The sequence below is a fragment of the Streptomyces sp. NPDC032126 genome (assembly GCF_055580085.1).
Genome location: NZ_JBVIMA010000014.1, coordinates 80,973 through 97,672 on the forward strand (window position 1 = coordinate 80,973; position 16,700 = coordinate 97,672).

Annotated in this window: 15 protein-coding genes and 1 pseudogene; 11 read left to right on the top strand and 5 right to left on the bottom strand. The window is 68.9% G+C overall.

What is annotated here, in order from left to right; translation table 11 throughout:
- On the top strand, positions 1-2,235 hold the full coding sequence (locus ACZ5NW_RS35820) for a helix-turn-helix transcriptional regulator (RefSeq protein ID WP_468748212.1): 2,235 nt from the start codon (positions 1-3) through the stop codon (positions 2,233-2,235).
- Between the two features lie 66 nt (positions 2,236-2,301).
- Entirely contained in the window at positions 2,302-2,517 is a 216-nt protein-coding gene (locus ACZ5NW_RS35825; protein ID WP_468748213.1) for a hypothetical protein, read from the top strand.
- Positions 2,518-2,540: 23 nt separating this feature from the next.
- On the opposite strand, the gene ACZ5NW_RS35830 is transcribed toward ACZ5NW_RS35825, so the two are convergent.
- Positions 2,541-3,671: an FAD-dependent oxidoreductase gene (locus ACZ5NW_RS35830; protein WP_468748214.1), complete on the bottom strand. Its 1,131-nt coding sequence runs from the start codon at positions 3,669-3,671 to the stop codon at positions 2,541-2,543.
- Positions 3,672-3,794: 123 nt separating this feature from the next.
- Between ACZ5NW_RS35830 and ACZ5NW_RS35835 the strand changes: the two genes are divergently transcribed.
- Positions 3,795-4,376 (top strand): TetR/AcrR family transcriptional regulator, encoded by a 582-nt coding sequence (locus ACZ5NW_RS35835; protein WP_468748215.1) that lies wholly within the window; start codon positions 3,795-3,797, stop codon positions 4,374-4,376.
- Between the two features lie 137 nt (positions 4,377-4,513).
- A complete protein-coding gene (locus ACZ5NW_RS35840; protein ID WP_468748216.1) occupies positions 4,514-5,068 on the top strand; it encodes a phosphoribosyltransferase family protein in 555 nt (184 codons plus the stop codon).
- On the opposite strand, the pseudogene ACZ5NW_RS35845 reads toward ACZ5NW_RS35840, so the two are convergent.
- Positions 5,049-5,309, bottom strand: a pseudogene (locus ACZ5NW_RS35845) (NF041680 family putative transposase); the annotation flags it as partial. The gene ACZ5NW_RS35840 and the pseudogene ACZ5NW_RS35845 sit on opposite strands and share 20 nt — an antisense overlap.
- Before the next feature lie 226 nt (positions 5,310-5,535).
- Here ACZ5NW_RS35845 and ACZ5NW_RS35850 point away from each other — a divergent pair.
- Positions 5,536-6,564 (top strand): hypothetical protein, encoded by a 1,029-nt coding sequence (locus ACZ5NW_RS35850; RefSeq protein ID WP_468748217.1) that lies wholly within the window; start codon positions 5,536-5,538, stop codon positions 6,562-6,564.
- A 598-nt stretch (positions 6,565-7,162) separates the two neighbouring features.
- On the opposite strand, the gene ACZ5NW_RS35855 is transcribed toward ACZ5NW_RS35850, so the two are convergent.
- Positions 7,163-8,038 (bottom strand): NmrA family NAD(P)-binding protein, encoded by an 876-nt coding sequence (locus ACZ5NW_RS35855; protein WP_468748218.1) that lies wholly within the window; start codon positions 8,036-8,038, stop codon positions 7,163-7,165.
- A gap of 127 nt (positions 8,039-8,165) precedes the next feature.
- Between ACZ5NW_RS35855 and ACZ5NW_RS35860 the strand changes: the two genes are divergently transcribed.
- The 6 genes from ACZ5NW_RS35860 (at position 8,166) to ACZ5NW_RS35885 (ending at position 14,459) form a co-directional block, all read left to right on the top strand.
- Entirely contained in the window at positions 8,166-9,068 is a 903-nt protein-coding gene (locus tag ACZ5NW_RS35860) for a LysR family transcriptional regulator (protein ID WP_468748219.1), read from the top strand.
- A 252-nt stretch (positions 9,069-9,320) separates the two neighbouring features.
- The gene (locus ACZ5NW_RS35865; RefSeq protein WP_468748231.1) at positions 9,321-10,316 is read left to right on the top strand and encodes a GlxA family transcriptional regulator; all 996 of its coding nucleotides are present in this window, start codon (positions 9,321-9,323) and stop codon (positions 10,314-10,316) included.
- Complete coding sequence (locus tag ACZ5NW_RS35870) at positions 10,313-12,085, top strand: thiamine pyrophosphate-binding protein (RefSeq protein WP_468748220.1); 1,773 nt, start codon at positions 10,313-10,315, stop codon at positions 12,083-12,085. The genes ACZ5NW_RS35865 and ACZ5NW_RS35870 overlap by 4 nt, the downstream gene beginning before the upstream one ends.
- Positions 12,057-12,710 (top strand): SRPBCC family protein, encoded by a 654-nt coding sequence (locus tag ACZ5NW_RS35875; protein WP_468748221.1) that lies wholly within the window; start codon positions 12,057-12,059, stop codon positions 12,708-12,710. Before ACZ5NW_RS35870 ends, ACZ5NW_RS35875 begins: the two co-directional genes overlap by 29 nt.
- The gene (locus tag ACZ5NW_RS35880) at positions 12,707-13,726 is read left to right on the top strand and encodes a 3-oxoacyl-ACP synthase III family protein (RefSeq protein ID WP_468748222.1); all 1,020 of its coding nucleotides are present in this window, start codon (positions 12,707-12,709) and stop codon (positions 13,724-13,726) included. Before ACZ5NW_RS35875 ends, ACZ5NW_RS35880 begins: the two co-directional genes overlap by 4 nt.
- Positions 13,713-14,459 carry an aminotransferase class I/II-fold pyridoxal phosphate-dependent enzyme gene (locus ACZ5NW_RS35885; protein WP_468748223.1) on the top strand — a complete coding sequence of 249 codons (747 nt, stop codon included), beginning with the start codon at positions 13,713-13,715 and terminating at the stop codon, positions 14,457-14,459. Before ACZ5NW_RS35880 ends, ACZ5NW_RS35885 begins: the two co-directional genes overlap by 14 nt.
- A gap of 625 nt (positions 14,460-15,084) precedes the next feature.
- On the opposite strand, the gene ACZ5NW_RS35890 is transcribed toward ACZ5NW_RS35885, so the two are convergent.
- Complete coding sequence (locus tag ACZ5NW_RS35890; RefSeq protein ID WP_453174709.1) at positions 15,085-15,378, bottom strand: hypothetical protein; 294 nt, start codon at positions 15,376-15,378, stop codon at positions 15,085-15,087.
- 427 nt (positions 15,379-15,805) lie between these two features.
- Complete coding sequence (locus ACZ5NW_RS35895; RefSeq protein WP_468748224.1) at positions 15,806-16,225, bottom strand: hypothetical protein; 420 nt, start codon at positions 16,223-16,225, stop codon at positions 15,806-15,808.
- Positions 16,226-16,700 lie beyond the last annotated feature (475 nt).

Consider the following 16,700-nt stretch of genomic DNA (forward strand, 5'->3'; position numbering starts at 1 on the left):
GTGACGTCGGACATACCCAGGCGGCCGCTGCTGGCCGTGAAGCAGATGATCCCGCCGACGCGGGTCGGCGCGGTCCCGCGTGAACGCCTGCAGCGGCAGTTGCGTCTGACGGAAACCCGTCTGACGGTGGTGGTGGCGCCCGCCGGCTGGGGCAAGACGAGTCTGCTCAGCGGCTGGGCGGCGGACCCCGAGGAGAAGCGGCGCATCGCGTGGGTCTCGCTCGACGAGAGCGACGACGAACCAGTGCGGTTCTGGAGTTATGTACTCACCGCGCTGCACAACGTCGGCGACGCGATCAGCAGGGGTCCGCTGCAGGCGCTGGGCGCGGCGGGTGTCTCTCCGGTCGATCTCGCGCTGCCGATGCTGCTGAACGAGCTGGCGGCGACCGCGGTGCCGCACGTACTGGTCCTGGACGACTACCACCTGCTCGCCGACCGGCGGATCCATGAGGCGGTCGAGTACCTCGTGGCATACCTGCCCGCCGCGTTGCGGATCGTGATCGCCTCGCGCACGGACCCGCCGCTGCCGATCGCACGACTGCGGGCCCGCGGCGACCTGACCGAGCTGCGGGCGACACAGTTGCGGTTCTCGCCCACGGAGGCGGCGGCCCTGGTGGCTGGGGTGTCGGGGCACGACCTCGACGAGGCGGTCGCGGCAGCAGTGTGGGAGCGGACGGAGGGGTGGGCGGCTGGCCTGCAGCTGGCCGCTCTCGCGCTGCGTGCGGACCCGGCGAAGGCCCACGCCGACGACCGGCATCTGCTGGACTACTTCGCCGCGGAGGTGCTGCCGGGCCTCGCGCCGAGCCATCGCGACCTGCTCGTGCGGGCCGCGCCGCTCGAACGGCTCTCCGGTCCGCTGTGCGACGCCGCACTGCAGGTGACCGGATCGGCCGGGGTGCTGGCCGACCTGGTCAGGGCCGACCTGTTCGTGGCCGCCCTGGACGACGAGCAGCAGTGGTATCGGTGTCATCCTCTGCTCCGGGAGGTTCTGGGACGTGAGTCCACGGCGGACTCGAGGGAGGTCCTGGGCCAGGCCGCGGCCTGGTTCGCCGACCAGGAGCGCATCGACGACGCGGTGCACCACCTGCTGCGGGCCGGCCGCGACGAAGAGGCCGCCGAGCTGATGCTGCGCACCGCGGAGAGCTGGTTCTTCCGCCGCGGGTCCGCGGCGACCTACCTGCAGTTCGGTGAGCGGCTGCCCCAGCGAACGGTGGGCCCGCAGCTGGCCTACTCGCTGGCCTTCGCGGCGGCGCTCTGCGGCGACCAGGACCGGGTCAACCACTGGCTGGACGTCTGCGAGGCGCAGGAAGCCCCGGACACCGTCCTGTCCGGTTGGCACAGCTTCCGCGCTGCCGTGCTCACCGTGCGCGCGGGCTTCGGCATGTCGGATGCCGAGGCGGCGCAATCCGTGGCCCTGGCGCGGGAGGCTCTCGAACTGGAAACCGCCGACGGTGTCCCTGCGCACCCCCACGTCCCTGCGACACTCGGTGGCGTGCTGGCTCGCGACGGCCGTTTCGAGGAGGCCGCGGCCCTGCTGCTCGACGTGTGGCAGCACCGCCACCGCGGCTCCTGGCCCCTGTGGACCGTCATGGCCGTAGCGGGCATGCTGGCGGTCAGCCTTGTCGAGGCCGGCCGCGACGGAGAGTGCGGCCGGGTGCTGCGCGAGGCCGGTCCGACAGCCGACTCCGTCGAGCGTGACGGGAGGCAGGCCAGCACGCCAGGGCTCGCCGCGCTGCGCATCGCCGCCGGCCGGCGGCGTTACCTGAACGCCGACGTGGAGGAGGCCGCGGTCCTGCTGCGCCGTGCCGTCGTCCTCGCAGAACTCCACCCGCGGCCGACGACGCTGTTCCTCGGCCTGCTGTACCTCGCCGACGCCGAACTCGCCCGCGGCGACCGGCCCGCCGCCCGCGCCGCACTGGCCCGGGCCCGCGAGGTGGTGGACGAGGAGCCGGTGAGCCTTTACGCGAAGCGGCGGCTCGAGGAGAGCGAGGCGCGGCTGGGCCGCGTCGGCTCCCGTACCGCCGTACGCTCCGGTGTGCTCGCGGAGGAACTGACCGACCGCGAACTGTCGATCCTGCGGGCTCTGCAGGGGTCGGCCACCCAGCGGGAGATCGCAGCCGCGATGTTCCTGTCCATCAACACGGTCAAGGCGTACAACAAGAGCCTGTACCGCAAGCTCGACGTTGCCTCCCGGCACGACGCCGTGGCAGTGGGACGCGAACTCGGCTTGATCTGACCCCACCCCGGGTGCTTCTCCCATCGGGTGGTGCGCGGCCACCCCGGCGGCGGGTCCCCTGGACGCATGGCCCCTCCCCGCTACGAGCTGACGCTGCGCGCACCGATCTCCCGCACCGTGCTCGACGTGGTCCGCACCCGGTTCGATCACGTGTCGACACCGGGCGCGGACGACACCGTACTGATCGTCGACAACGTCGACCAGGCCTCGGTGCGCGCGCTGCTGACCCTGCTCTGGGACACCGGCCACCACGTGCTGGCCTTCCAGGAGACGACAACCTGAGAGAGCGCTGAACACCGTGTGCCCTATCGGTAGTTGAGCTCGGCGAGCTCGGTGGCCAGCTTCTTCGGCATCGCCGTGTGGCCGAGCAGGGGAAGCGCGATGTTGCGCGCTCCGCGAGCCATCGGGTTGCGCGTGGTGGCGACGCGGGTCATCCGGTGGGTGAAGGCGACCACCCGCTGGGCCACCGGGCGGCGCTGCGCCTCGTAGCCGTCGAGCCGCCCGGATGCCAGCGCCCGGCCGAGGGCATAGCCGTCCTGGATGCCCGTGTTCATTCCCTGGCCGCCGGCGGGGCTGTGGACATGAGCGGCGTCGCCGGCCAGCAGCAGCCGCCCCGCCCGGTAGCGGTCGGCGACCCGGTGGTGCACCCGGAACCGTGACGACCATGCCAGGCCGGTGACCTTGGCCTGGCCGGGGGCACGCTCGTCGAGCAGGCGCTGGACGAAGGCGAGGTCCGGTGTGGCAGGCGCGTCGTCCACGGTGGCGACGATGCGGTAGTGGCCGCCGGGGAGCGGGGCGACGACGGTGAGACCCGCGGTGCCGAAGGTGAGCGAGACCTCGGCGGGGCCCGGGGACCAGTCCATCAGGACGTCGGCGAGTACGAAGGACTCGGCGTAGGCGCTGCCGGTGAACCCGATGCCCGCCGCCGCGCGCACGGTGCTGTGCATGCCGTCGGCGCCGACTGCGTACGTGGCGCGCAGTGTCTGGCCGGTCGTCATGGTGAGTGTCACGCCGTCCTCGTCCTGGATGACGGAGGCGACTTCGTAGGGGCGGTGCACGTCGCCGCCGAGCGCGCGCAGCCGGTCCAGGAGCACGCTCTCGGTCTCGTACTGCGGAACCATCAGTGTGTAGGGGTGAGACGTGGGCAGCTGTTCGAACGGCACGGTCAGCAGTCGGCGGGCGCCGTCGCGGACGGCGAACCGGGTGACCTGGATGCCTCGCCCGATGAGCTCCTCGGACGCCCCCAGCTCGTCCAGGACCTCCAGGGTGCGGGCATGGACGACGGCGGCACGCGAGGTGTTCGCACCCTCGGCCAGCCGGTCCAGGACGACGAAGTCGATGCCTGCCGAAGCGAGCGTGACGGCGAGCGCGAGTCCGGTCGGGCCGCCGCCCACGATGGCGACCTCCGTACGGGCAGGCAGTGCGGTGGTGTTCATGGTCGTTTTCCTCCAGAACGGCGAGTCAACAACTGTTTGCCAACACCTGTTGGCCAACGTTCGTTGACATGATGCGCGCCGTCGCACTGGAAAGTCAACATGCGTTGGCCTACAGTCGTTGGCATGAGGCAAACCAGCGAGACCACCAGTGCCGACAGGCGTTCGGACCGCACCAAGGCCGCGATCCTGCGCGCCGCACGCGAACGCTTCGCAGCCCACGGCTACGAGCGCACCACCATCCGAGCCGTAGCCTCCGACGCCGGCATCGACCCGTCGATGGTCATGCGCTACTTCGGAAACAAGGCCCAGCTCTTCGACGCGACACTCGCCATCGACCTGCGCCTGCCCGACCTCACGGGCGTCCCGGCCGACAAGCTCGCCCACACACTGGTGCGGCACTTCCTCCAACGCTGGGAGGGCGACCCGGCCGACGACGCGCTGCTCGTCCTCATGCGGTCGGCGGTCACCAACGAACAGGCCGCGGAGCGGATGCACGAGATCTTCGCGGCGCAGGTCGCCCCCACGCTCGCCGCCGCCCTGGGCCCACAAGCCGCCGCACAACGCGCGGGCCTCGTCTCCGCGCAACTCCTCGGCCTCGGACTCACCCGCTACCTGCTGCGCCTCCCGGCAGTGACCACCCTGACACCCGACGAGATCGAAGAAGGCCTGGCCCCGGCCATCCAGGCCGTCCTCGACCCCGAATAGAACCGCCCCCTCCCACCGCCACGCACACCGGGTCCGCCTCCGACATCCAGGACGAGGACGGCACGGCATTCGCGCAGGATGCCGGTGTGGTCGTTAATGGTTTGCTGCGTTGGTCGGCGATCGGAAGACTTCCGCCCATGCCTTCGACTGCACGTGAGCTGGTGCTTGAACACTTCCGGTGGATCGGTGGTCACGCGGACGTGTGGGCGATCTTTCGGGATGCCGAGGCACTGGCCGCGGTGGTCGCCGCTCTCGTCGAACCGTTCCGGGAGGAGCAGATCACGGCAGTCTGCGGGATCGAGTCGCGGGGATTCATTCTGGGCGGTGCCGCGGCCGTCGAGCTCGGCGTCGGTTTCGTTCCCATCCGCAAGGGCGAGGGCCTCTTCCCAGGCGACAAAGTCGTGCGTCAGTCGTCTGCCGACTACCGACGCCTACGTCACACGCTGCGTCTCCAGCGATCGTCGCTTGCACCGGGAGACCATGTGCTGCTGGTTGATGACTGGATTGAGACCGGTAGCCAGGCTGCGGCCGCCCGGAGCATGGTCGAGGAGTGCGGGTCCACCTGGGTGGGATGCAGTGTCATCGTTGATCAGCTCACCTGCGCCGAAGAACGCCCTCGGCACTGTTCGAGGCCTGTTGACTGCGCAAGAACTCCCACCGTGCCGGTAAAGATCAAGCTGAGCTCAGCCTGATCCACCAAGATCTTCCAGGTTCGCCGATGGCCTTGAGGGTCTCGGGGCGTTTGACGGTCTTGCCGACGTCGTAGCGGGGTGTCCGGTGTTTGTTCTTGGCGCCGGGTGACCGTCCAGGGCCAGCGCCACGGGCCGGGCAGGCGAGGTGGGTGCGGATGTTCCTGACCCCGCGGCGGGCCCGGGCTGCGGCGAGTCGGTCGGAGGTGGTGGGCTTCTCCCAGGGCCGGCGGAGATCCGGCGCTCCTCATGAAGCCAGCCGTAGCACCTGCCGACGGTGGTTGAAGAACAAGCTGAGCTTGTTCTTTAACGCCCAACTGCGAACAGGTGAGCCTGACGATCACGCCTTCGCGCGGTCTGTTCGGGAAAGCGCCGCAGTCCCGAGCGCAGTCAGGGAAGTGCCTCGCCATCGACGCCGGTCCGCTCGGGCATGATCTGCTCCGATGAGAATCGACCATGGAAGACAGGGTATGAGCGACTGGCGAACCGACCCGACGTACGCGATGTGCCGGGCCCTGGTGAACGGCGTGAAACTGTCCTCGTTCGCGGACGGGCCGTTCGACGTGCGCGCGGTGGCGGCCGCGATCCAGCCCGAGGCCAAGGACAGATTCCTGCTCGACGAAGTCCCCTGGGAGAACTTCCCCCAGGGGGACCGTGTCCGGGAGGCTGTCCGCCTGCTCCGCGCCGACGAATCTCCCGTTCCCGCCGGCGTGGGTGTGGTGAGCGGCATGTGCGCCAACGACCTGCGGGCGGCCGCCGCACTCGCCGTTGCGTTCCTGATCCGGATCGCCGCCGACCCACACCACTGCCACCGCGACGCCGCGCTCGCCGAGGTGCCCGCCCCGGCCCGCGCCCGCCACTTCGGAATCGCCTCCCGCACCGAACTGCTGCTCCACCGCACCGGGCCCCGGCACGACGACTACGACGACTACGGCCTTGAGGTGACCGGCTACCCGGCGGGCTGGTCGGTCGCCGCCGCCCGGGCCGCCATCACAGCCGACGCCGCCCTCCTCCTGCCCCTGCTACACGACCCCGCCCCGGCGACCCGCATCCGTGCCGCCTACGCCCTGGCCACCGCCGACGACCTCGACGGCACCGTCCGCACCGCCCTCCGCGCCCGGCTCGCCGACGAACCGGCCCCGGACGTGTGCGCCGCACTGCTCCTCGCCACTGCCGAAATCGCCCGTGCCCACCCCAACCCCCCGACCACCACCCTGCTGCGCAACTACGGACAGGACCACACCCAAGCCCCCGAAGTCCGGCTGGCCGCCGCGATCGGATGGCTCTGCCTCACCGACGAAGCCGCTCCCGACGACCTGCGCGCAGCCGTCAACCGCCTCGCCACCGAGGAGCGCGCCCGCACCATGGACGACCTCCCCTGGATGGCCGCCGCCGGTGGATCCGGCGAGACGGGGCTGCAGCGCTGCCTGCGCACGATGCTCCACCCCGAACAGCCTGACCCGATGGAGTACGACGACCCGTGGGCCCCACACCCCTGACGGCGAGAGCACATCCTCACCTACGTTCGGCGCCGAACAAGCGAACCCGATGACCACTCGTTCGGGTGTCTCCGGGACGTGGGCATGGCCTTCGCCTGATCCTGAACTCGGCTAAGAATTACGGGACTTGATGCCCGTTGCGCGCTGCTGTGGCGCGATCCCGGTCCTGGCCGACCGCATCAACGAGTTCATACGGCTCTTCGTGCCTTCGCAGGCGGCGTCCCCGCGCGGCGCCGTGAGCAACTGGGCTCCCTGTACAACGACGTGGCAGGCACCGCTTTCCCACGCCAGGTCCCAGCACTGCTGAAACTGGCCGGCCCCGGCCACGTACTCTTCGCCAGCGACTACTCCCGGACGCCCACACCACTCGCCGACACCCACATCGCGGCGACCGACACGGCCGAGCCATCGGCGCAAGATGCCACGTGGCGAACGCCCACCACAGCCAACGCCATGCGTCTGTTCGCGCAGACGACACCGCGGTGAACCCCGGTGCGCGGCTCCCTGGCTGACGCGTAAGCCGTGGGCATCGAGCGCCCAGAACGCCCACGGGAAGGAAAACGCATACGCGCACCCTGGGACGCGACGGGTGTGCTGGTCAGGACCGGACGGTCGGCTTCAGGACGTTCTGGCACCACTGACGGAAGTCGGTGACAGCGGCTGGGTCGCGGGCTTCGGCGTCGTAGATGCCGTTGTTCTGCGCGTTGACCATGTCGGCCATGTCCTGGGCCAGCGAAGGGCTCGCGCCGCGCTGCACCATGTGGGCCTGGAAGTTCGCCAGCGGCACCTGCCGGTAGCGCACCGTGCGGCCCAGGGTTTCGGAGATGATCTCGGCCATGGCGTCGGGCGTCAGGCTGTCGCGGCTGACCATGGGAACGCGGGCCCGCCCCCTCCAGGTGGTGTCGAGCAGAAGGGCTGCCGCCGCCGCGGCCACGTCCTGGGTGGCGACGGTCAGCAACGGCCGGTCCGCGGTGTTCGCCATGGCGAACACGCCCTGCTGTGCGATCGGCTGAGCCTGGCGCAGGACGTTCTCCATGAAGAACGGCAGCGCCAGCGCCCGGTACTGCACGCCGGTGCTCTCGATCAGCTCGTCCATGGCGAGCGCGGCCGACAAGAGGCCGGCCTCGCCGCTGTACCCGTGCCCCAGGGAGGTGACGTGCACCATCCGCACGCCCCGGCTCGCAGCTTCCTGGGCGGCGGCCCGGGTGAAGTCCAGGTAGTAGCTCATGGCAGGGCCGGCGTCCCGGAAGCCGGCCGGGGGCACGAGCCAGAACAGGCGGTCAGCGCCCTCCAGCGCCTTCGCGATCGTGTCAGCGTCGGCGTGTGAGCCCTCCACCACCTCTGCCTTTGCGCGCACGTGCTCCGGGAGGCGGGAGGGGTCGCGGGCGATGACCCGGACCGGCTCACCGCTGTCCAGGATGCGCTCCAGGACCTGTCGGCCAATGTCACCGGTCGGCGTGGTAATGACGATCACGAGTGCCTCCATCGCGTGGCGGTCGACGGCGAACCCCCGGGGGCGCGCCGTGCGGTCGCCTTCGAGTGAACCGGGAGCAACGGCGCAGGTGAAGGACCACCTTGGTCGCGATTGATACCCTGGAGATATGAATGACCTGGAGGTGCGGCAGCTCCGCTACTTCGTCGCGGTCGCGGAGGAACTGCACTTCGGGCGCGCCGCCGCCCGACTGGGCATGGCACAGCCCCCTCTGTCCCGCACGATCCGGGATCTGGAACGACAGCTCGGTGTGGCGCTGTTCGAGCGGACCACCCGGCAGGTGAGACTCACTGGCGCCGGCGAGGTCCTGCTGCGCGACGCCAGAACTGTCCTGGAGGCGGTCACCGCCGCTGCCCACCGGGCCCGCCACGCGGGCAGCGCATCGCCGCGGCTGCGGATCGCACTCAAAGCTGACATCGACGGCGGCCTGCTGCCGCAGATCCTGGACGCCTACAGCACCGACCCCGCCGCACTGCCCGCTCAACTGGTCCTCGGAGGGTTCGGCGCGCAACCACAGGCACTGCGCGACGGCCTCGCCGATGTCGCACTCGTGCTCTGCCCCATCGACGACCGCGGGCTGGACAGTGAGCCACTGCTGACCGAGCCAGTCCTGGTCGCCATGGCCGCCAGCGACCCGCTGGCCGCCCGTACCCAGCTGCGCCTGGCAGACCTGGCCGGCCGCAACCTCCCCAGCGGCGCCCCTGCCGACCACGGCCGAACCACGCCGCCCACGCCCGGGGCGACAACGCACGCGTCGAACCTGTCGGAGATCTTCAGCCTCGTCGAGACGGGCAGCATCGTGTTCTTCGCGCCCGCCTCGGTCGCCCGCCGCAACCCGCGCCCCGGGGTCGTCTACCGGCCGGTCAGCGACCTGCCGAACTGCACACTGGCCATCGCGTGGCCCCAGGACGCCCGTTCACCGGCCGTCGCCGCCTTCGTACGCGCCGCTTGCGCGATCGCAGTCGCCCACCACACCCAACCGGAGACCCACATGCAGAACACGACCACTTGAGCACCGTCACCATCAATACAAAAACCGTCTGCGGGATCGGGCCCAAAGCAACCAGTCGTTGCGTGCCCCGTTGCAGCGGTGCCCTGTGAGCCGCCTCACGCGGCGTTCTCCTGCTGAACGTGCGAACTGCCTGGTCGGCGCGTCTCTTCGTTGTTCAGCGACGGCTTGTTGGCCGGATCCGTCAGCAATCTGTCATTGCAGCCAGTGGGGTGGTCGATACAGGCTGTGACTGTGTTGGAGCGACGTGTTGTTGTGGTGGTGTACGCGGGTGCAATGGCCCTGGACATCACCGGACCGATTGAAGTCTTCGATACCGCGAACCGGCTCCTCGACGCCTCGGGCTCCCCTTATCGCATCGACTTCGTCTCCGCCGATGCACCGCTGGTGCGCATGAGTTCGGGAGTGGTGGTGGAAGCCTCACCCTTGGAGGCGGGGCAGGGGCCGATCGACACGCTCCTGGTGCCGGGCGGCTGGAGCCTTAACGATGCGCTTGGGGACCGGGCGCTGGTCTCCTGGATCGGCGGGGCAGCAGCCCGGTCACGCAGAGTCGCTTCCGTGTGCGGCGGGTCCTTTCTGCTGGCGGAGGCGGGTCTTCTCGACGGCAGACGTGCCACCACTCACTGGGCGTACAGCGAGGCAATGGCGTGCCGCTACCCGGACGTGACGGTGGACGCCGAGCCGATCTTCGTCTGGGACGGCCCTTTCGTGACTTCGGCGGGCGTGTCGACGGGCATCGACATGGCCCTTGCTCTGGTGGAGGCCGATCACGGTGCGGCGCTGGCGCTGGAGACAGCACGGTTTTTGGTGCTGTTCCTCAAGCGCCACGGGGGACAGTCCCAATACAGCGCCGTCCTTGACGCCCAGTTGGCCGATCATCCGCCGATCCGGGCAGCGCAGGAGTGGATCCTGGGCAACCTGGAGCACCCACTGCCCGTGGCCGAGATCGCGCGGCAGGCCCACATGAGTCAGCGCAACTTCGCCCGAGTTTTCCGGCGCACGGTGGGCACGACACCCGGCCAGTACGTCGAGCGCTCGCGTATCGCCCGCGCACGCGAGCTGCTCGAGACCACCGATCTGACGATCAGCCAGATAGCTGGCCGTTGCGGATTCATCGCCACCGAGACCTTCTTTCGCTCCTTCGGGCGAACCCTGGGACTCACCCCCAGGGAATACCGGCACCGCTTTCAGGTTATCTCGCCATCCGGCCTCATCGACCGGCACCACGAGGGAAAGAGGAGCCCCGCATGACAGGCACGACCCCGAAACTGCGTGAGCCGGAAACGGTACGCGTGGTCGACCATCTGGTCACAGAACTCGCCAGGGCCGGTGTCACCCACCTGTTCGGCGTCGGCGGCGCGAACATCGAGGACCTGTACGACGCCGTGCACCGCAGCGGCGCGGTCCGCGGCATCGTCGCCAAACACGAGTTCTCCGCCGTCACCATGGCCGACGGACACGCACGCACCACCCGGCGCATCGGCGTGGTAGCCGCCACTTCGGGCGGTGGGGCAATGAATCTCGTACCGGGTCTGGCGGAAGCCCATGCCTCGCGGGTGCCCGTGCTGGCTCTGGTGGGCCAGCCGCCGACCAGCCAGGAAGGCCACGGGGCGTTCCAGGACTCCAGCGGCAAGGCGGGTTCCTTCGATGCTCGGGAGGTCTTCGCACCTGTCTCCCGGTTCTGCGCCCGGGTGGATGACGCGGGCTCCCTCATGGAGTTGCTGCCCCGGGCGGTGGCGGCTGCCCAGGCCGATCCACGCGGGCCGGCCGTGTTGTTACTGCCCAAGGACGTGCAGCAGGCACAGATCCAGGTGCCCCGCCCCGGCGCTGGCTCGACACCACGGGTGTTGACGCCGACTGCGCCGACGGAGCGGATCGACGGAGCCGCCCTCACCACCGTGTCGGACATCCTTCGCGAGGCCGGCCGCGTCCTCGTCATCGCCGGTGAAGATCTCGCCGCCGCCGACGCGCGTACGGAGCTGGCCGAACTGGCCCGGCGGCTTGGGGCATGGGTTGCAGTCACTCCGGACGCCAAAGACGTCTTCGACAACCGTGATCCCCGATTCGCAGGCGTAACCGGAGTGATGGGCCACGCCAATGTCGAAGACTGTCTGCGGCGAGCCGACGTATGCCTCCTGGTCGGGTCCCGACTGCCGCTCCTGGCACGCGGCGGCCTCGAGCAGACCCTGGCCACCACCTACGTCGTCTGCCTCGGCCCCGAACCACCGTTCGTGGCAGCCACCGCGCTGGGCGGGAACCTGCGGGAAGTGCTGCGCGCGGTGACGGCCCGTCTGCCGCCCGGCACGCGTCCCTGTCCGCCGCACTCCGGTCCTCTTCCCACCCCCATGCCAACGCAGCGTCGTCAGACCGATGGGCAAACCATCCCCTATGCCCAGGCGGTCGCCGCGGTGGAGGCGGCGCTCCCGCAGGACGCACACGTCTTCGTGGACGCTGGCAACGCAGGGGCCAGCGCCGTCCATCTGCTCCCGGCACCACGCCGCGGCCGCTTCGTGGTGGCAGTCGGCATGGGCGGGATGGGCTACACCTTCGGTGCCGGCATCGGCGCCGCGCTCGCCACCGGTCGACGCACCTACGTCCTCGCCGGGGACGGCGCCTTCTTCATGCACGGGATGGAAGTGCACACCGCCCTGGAGTACGCCGCACCCGTAACCTTCGTGATCTTCAACAACAACGCCCACGCCATGTGCGCGCTGCGCGAGGAGTTCTTCCAGGGCTGTGTCCGAAACGACGACCTGTTCGCCCGGACCGACCTCGCCGCCGGAGTGGCCGCCGCCTTCCCGTCCCTCGATGTCACAGCGGCCGGCGACGCGGCACAGCTGCGCACGGCACTGCTACGCGGCAATTCAGGCCGCGGCCCGGTGTTCGTCGAGGTGAACTGTGACCCGCGGGAGATTCCGCCGTTCCTTCCCTTCCAACCGTTCACCGAAGTCACCCAGAGCACCAACGGCACCGAGAGCAAGGAGAGTTCAGATGAGCGCGGAGTCGTCCACGTTGGCTGACGTCCCCGGTCTGTTGCGGATCGAGAACTCCGGCAAGGAAGAACTGACCGCCCACTGCCTGGAGCTCACTCATGCCGTCTACCCCCACCATCAGGTCTACGGGCAGTACTGCACCATCCACGAGTACGTCGACTGCCCCCCGGAGCTGGCCTACGACTATCTGCGCCAGGGACACCACCTGGAAGAGTGGACCTACAGCCTGCGGGGGTTCGCACCCTCGGGCACACCGGGGCTGTGGGTCGGCCACGACCGGCTCGAGGACGACACCAGGATCTACTGCAAGGTGGTCGCCAACTCCGAAGCCGGGACCGTGGGCTACCACTGTTCCTGGGATCAGGGCGAGAAGCTGTGGATGATCTATCTGATGCGCGTCGTCCCGGCCCGTCTGGTGCTGGACAAGCCGGGTTCGGTGATCACCTGGACCAACTGCCGGCACCCCTACTACGACACCAACCCCCATCCCGAGAAGGCGCCCCGCCGGGACCGGCCCTGGGTCGGCGACTACTGGGACCTCTTCTACGCAGGGCACACCGTGGAGATGAACAACCTCAAGGCCATCCTGGAACACCGCCACCACAACCGCCTGCCGGTCAGCGCGGCTCCGGCACGGGCGGTGACAAAGTGACGACGGTCAGCCTCACCGACGTCGCGAGCTACCTTCCCGGCAAGCCGGTACCCGCGGAGTTCTATACCCAGTACCCCGGAGCCGAGGACAAGCTCCGCAACCACCCCATGTTCAAGGTCCCGCCGTTCCGCCATCACGTGGCCGCGGACGAGACCAATGCGGACATGATCGAACGCGCCGTGCAGCCTCTGATCGAACGGAACGGCAGGCAGGAGATCCGGGGCGTCGACGTGCTGTTGGTGCACAGCCAGCTGCCGGACCTGCCGTTCGTGGGCGCCGGCACCGAGGTGGCGCGCCGACTGGGCCTGAACCCGGAGTGGCTCGTTGACGTTGCCAACGCCGGCTGCGCCTCCTTCGTGTACATGCTGAAACTGGCCCGGCAGATCCTCACCACCACCCATGCGAAGACCGCTCTGATCTGCAATGCCCAAAGCGCCGCAGGCCAATGGTTCACCCAGTCCGAGGTGCGCGGGCTGGCTCAGGCCGCGATCCCGGGCGACGGCTGCGGTGTGGGGTATGTGACGACGTCGTCCGACGCACCGGTCCTCGACGTGGAGACCCGGCACATCGGCGAGTTCGCCGGGGACATGACCGTAGCCGCCGACGACGGCCGCAAGTACTGGGAGCCGGGCGAGTCCCAACTGCGGATCGGATTCACCGACGCCAGCATCGCCAAGGTTCTCGCCCGCGGGAACCGCCTCGTCCCCGAGGTGGTCGCGGACCTGTGCCGGCGGCTGGGCGTGGCGACCACCGACATCGACTTCCTCATCACCAACCAGCCCAACCGCACCTTTCTGCGGAACTGGCGGGAGGCACTGCAACTGCCCACCGAACGGCACCTGAACACCTTCGACGAGTGCGGAAATCTGTTCGGCGCGGCCATCCCGATCACCCTGGACCGCGCGATCGGCTGCCGACAGGTCGAGGACGGCAACCTGGTGGTGCTCGCAGGATTCGCCCACGCGGGTGACTTCGCCGGTGCCGTCGCCGTCCGCTGGCACGGTGGGCGGGACTGATTCGATGGACATCTCCGTACGGCACCGACTGGCCCTCAACGAGAGCCCGTATCCCCCACTGCCCTCGGTACGCGAGGCGATGCAAGAGGCCGTCGCACAAGCCCACCGCTACCCGCAGTTCCATCCCGACGAGCTGACCGAGCGGATCGCCGCATGGTGCCAGGTGCCCTGCGACCGCGTCGTGGTCGGCAGCGGTTCGGTGGGCGTGGCCCTGCAGTTGCTCCAGGCAGTCGTCCGCCCTGGCGGCACCGTGGCCTACGGCTGGCGCACGTTCGATGCCTATCCCATGCTGGCCACCATGGCCGGCGCACACCCCGTCCCCGTGCCCCTGTCGCCGGACGGGCACCAGGACCTGGGCGCCCTGCTCGCGGCGTTCGACCAACGGACCGCCGTCGTAGTTCTGTGCAATCCCCACAACCCCACGGGGAGCTTCATCACCTCAGACGCCCTGTCGACGTTCCTGCGGCAGGTTCCCCGTCATGTCACCGTGCTGCTCGACGAGGCATACGTGGAGTTCGCCCGCCACTCCGCTCTGCCGGACACACCCGCCCTCTTGGACTCGCACCCCAACCTGCTCGTCCTGCGCACCTTCTCCAAGGCCTACGGCCTGGCAGCCCTGCGGGTGGGCTACGGACTCGGCGTCCCCGAGCTGGCTTCCCACTTGGAGATCTCGAACGGCTTGTTCGGTGACTTCAGCTTGTCCATCGGCTCCTCCCGGAGAACGTCCGGTTGACCAGACACACACAGCCACGGATGACCCGGCCCCTTCGCTCCACCCCCGTTACAGGGGCTTCAGCACTACTACGGCCGGTCCGCCAGCACGCTCCGCGCCGGTACTCAGCCCCTCACGGTTCAGCCGCTCAGGGCGCTCCCTCTCGCCGCCCTCACGGGGCGGCAGTGTCGAAGCGTGCCTTCCCACGTTCCGTGCAAGACCAGCAGACCAGGCTCACGCCACCTCCGTGCCGGGCACCACCTGACCAATAGACGGGCTCCCGTCAGGCTTATCCCAGACCCAATCCCGTGGGCCCAGTTTTGATGCCACTTCGATTTCAATAACGACACTTCAGCAGTGGTTCACTTGCGTTCGTCTTCCTGATCCCCACCTGACGCCTCTCGGGCGCCTTCTCCACATCGCTCACCACGATCGCGTCACCGCTTTCGCAGCATGTGGTGGTTTGAAGCCTCCCCCCGCAGGGCGGCTCCGAAGGGCCAGACCTTCATGACTTGCACAGCATTGCTTCCAGAACTGTTCCTACATACGGTTCCTTTCGCATTCGTGGCACACGGGCTCTTTGAAGATGGCTCTGGCCGGAAGTCCGTGATGCCTGCGGCGCACGAGCCGACGCCGTTCGGTCACCTCAGCGCGGGTGATTCCACACCGTCTCGACACGGTGCGTCGGCCCCTGGATCGCCGTCCAGCACAGCTTGCAGAAGATCAAGTCGTTGTCCTCGTCAACTACAAGATCCACTGGCTGGTCTGGCACCGTCTTGGCCACGGCGAAGTCGATGGATGCTTCGAGGTAGCAGACCGGGTTGCCCGCAGTCAGCCAGAACGGGTCTGAGCCCAGGCCCGGTGGCCGTGGACGGAAGCTGTTGCCGGCCGTGACGAGGGCGTCGACCATCTCGTACATGTGCTTCTGCGAGTGCGCCATGACAGGAGTCTGCACGAGCCCTGTCTCCATCGATCACGGGTGCGTGAGGATGCGGATCCGCAGGAGCCTGAACGAGGCCCGACCGAACATAGTGCGCTTGAGCATCTTGACCTTGTTGACGTGCCCTTCGACCTTCCAGGAGCTGCCGCAGCGAGCGCCCGGTCTTGGACACCGACGAGATCTCCTACCTCCGCTGCGTCCGGATCATCCGGCGCTGTGTGCCGTCCCACACGAGGCCTCCCAGCGCAGGCTGATCAGCGCTTGGACGCAGGCCGCCCAGGAAGCGCGTTCCCGCCTGCTGCCGCCCCGGTCCGGCCGGGACTGGGGCGACGCGCTCAAAAAGCCAATGCGATGGCCGGTCCTGAGAGCCCGGAGCGGTCGCAGCAAGGTCGAGCCAGGTCAATGGGCAAGGCTCTCGATTCCGCGCCTATGAATCCGCCGGTCCTGCCGGACGAAGGGTCATTCTCACAAGGGTCCCTGACGTGTTGACGAACAGGTCAGGGACATCTTCTTCGTAGAACCGCACCTGCCCGATGACGCCCTCGGTCTTCGCGTGGGCGGCCAGCCGCCGGGCCAGCGAGTCCAACTCGTCCAGCTGCTCGGCATGCACTTCTTGACGCGCGGTCAGGGACCAGCGATCGGCGCTCCGGACCAATTCGCCCACCAGGACGCCTCCGATGCGCGCCGCGGAGCCACGACCGGACAACAGGGGGATCTCGTCGAACCTGTCGTCGAGCGCGCCGTCGTCGTCCCGCACCCCGAGATGCCACCGCACATCGTCCAGCACGCCGTCCGGCACGGCGAGCGAGAGATCCAGGGCGAAGTCCACGGCGAACACATCACTCATGCCACCACCCTAATCAGACGGGGGGTGGGGTCAGAACAGGCTTAGCATGCCCACACCCAGACCACCAAGCAGTGCAAACACCGGGGCGCCGGCAGATCCGTGGCGCGCCAGCCATCCATGTCCGCCGACTCCCGCCGCTCCCTCACCAGCACCAGACAGGCGCAGGGGAACCGGTCGGGATCATTTGCGTTCGGCGGGTTCCAGCTCGGTGCTCATCGTCCTCCATCCGCGGTTCCACTCCTCTCGATGGCCGGACCTGTCATTCAGCCGCCTTGACCTGGTCGGCGACGGCCTGCCGCATCCGCTCATGCCTGTCGTTCATCGTTTCCTCCCTCGGACGGGCTTGCTGGGATGCCCAGGTAGGCCGCGAGCGCATGCGTAAGGTCATCAACAAGATGGTCTCGGAAGAGGACCTGATCAGGACGGTCGCGACGGCGTACGGCAACGGCTGGCGCCAGGTGAAGCTGTACTTCAT

Bases quoted from the DNA above. Each gene is read 5' to 3' on its own strand.
- ACZ5NW_RS35840 (WP_468748216.1), top strand. From the start codon at position 4,514: ATGCCTTCGACTGCACGTGAGCTGGTGCTTGAACACTTCCGGTGGATC.
- ACZ5NW_RS35890 (WP_453174709.1), bottom strand. From the start codon at position 15,378: ATGGCGCACTCGCAGAAGCACATGTACGAGATGGTCGACGCCCTCGTC.
- ACZ5NW_RS35850 (WP_468748217.1), top strand. From the start codon at position 5,536: ATGAGCGACTGGCGAACCGACCCGACGTACGCGATGTGCCGGGCCCTG.
- ACZ5NW_RS35835 (WP_468748215.1), top strand. From the start codon at position 3,795: ATGAGGCAAACCAGCGAGACCACCAGTGCCGACAGGCGTTCGGACCGC.
- ACZ5NW_RS35895 (WP_468748224.1), bottom strand. From the start codon at position 16,225: ATGAGTGATGTGTTCGCCGTGGACTTCGCCCTGGATCTCTCGCTCGCC.
- ACZ5NW_RS35875 (WP_468748221.1), top strand. From the start codon at position 12,057: ATGAGCGCGGAGTCGTCCACGTTGGCTGACGTCCCCGGTCTGTTGCGG.
- ACZ5NW_RS35860 (WP_468748219.1), top strand. From the start codon at position 8,166: ATGAATGACCTGGAGGTGCGGCAGCTCCGCTACTTCGTCGCGGTCGCG.
- ACZ5NW_RS35825 (WP_468748213.1), top strand. From the start codon at position 2,302: ATGGCCCCTCCCCGCTACGAGCTGACGCTGCGCGCACCGATCTCCCGC.
- ACZ5NW_RS35830 (WP_468748214.1), bottom strand. From the start codon at position 3,671: ATGAACACCACCGCACTGCCTGCCCGTACGGAGGTCGCCATCGTGGGC.
- ACZ5NW_RS35870 (WP_468748220.1), top strand. From the start codon at position 10,313: ATGACAGGCACGACCCCGAAACTGCGTGAGCCGGAAACGGTACGCGTG.